Source organism: Vibrio sp. 1249-1 (assembly GCF_033340495.1).
The window spans coordinates 1-700 of the sequence record NZ_JAWOWJ010000552.1; the positions used below are offsets into that span (position 1 = coordinate 1).

Genomic DNA, 700 nt, shown 5'->3' on the forward strand with positions numbered 1-700 from the left:
CTTAGCGGGAAGTCACGGCTGTTGGTCGTGGTAGAAATGGTGATGTTAGGCTCGGCGATGGCACCTGCCGACGCAAGCAGTAAAGTAGTGGTAATCAGGTTCAGTTTCATCGTTCAGTCCATTGGCAGCACATGGTAACCATGCACATTTATTAGTTTTATTCACACTAATTGTGCCTAGATAAGAAACTGAACACATCATTCTAACTGCCTACGCCCCAAAGGTCGTGACGCTTCACATTTTATTGATATAGGGGCGTAGTTCTATTTAAGCGCAATGGATTGAGGGAGTTAAAGTTGCACGCTGCCAAGATTGCTCATTTGATTCATCGCCCATCTTGTGCGGCGAGCAGTGTAATCACTTTGTGGATAGACTTTGATTCGATATGGGTTTGGCAACACCACGGCTAAACGCGCTGCTTGCCACTTCGAGAGTTGCTTTGCACTGACACCAAAATAATTCTGCGCCGCCGCTTCAGCGCCGTAAATACCGGGACCAAATTCAACCACATTTAGATACACTTCGAGAATGCGCTCTTTACTCCACATCAGCTCCATCAGCAAGGCAAAGTAAAGCTCATAAGCCTTGCGAACGTAGGAGTGAGAAGGAAACAAAAACACATTTTTCGCGGCTTGTTGGGTAATCGTGCTCGCGCCTCTCGACGGGCCATTGTCACCTGCCTCGGCAATCACGTCGAATA

1 protein-coding gene is annotated in these 700 nt (G+C 47.6%); it reads right to left on the minus strand.

What is annotated here, in order from left to right:
- Positions 1 to 290: 290 nt before the first annotated feature.
- A partial coding sequence (locus R7Z50_RS27560; RefSeq protein WP_318149761.1) for a transglycosylase domain-containing protein occupies positions 291 to 700 on the minus strand: 410 nt, incomplete at its 5' end.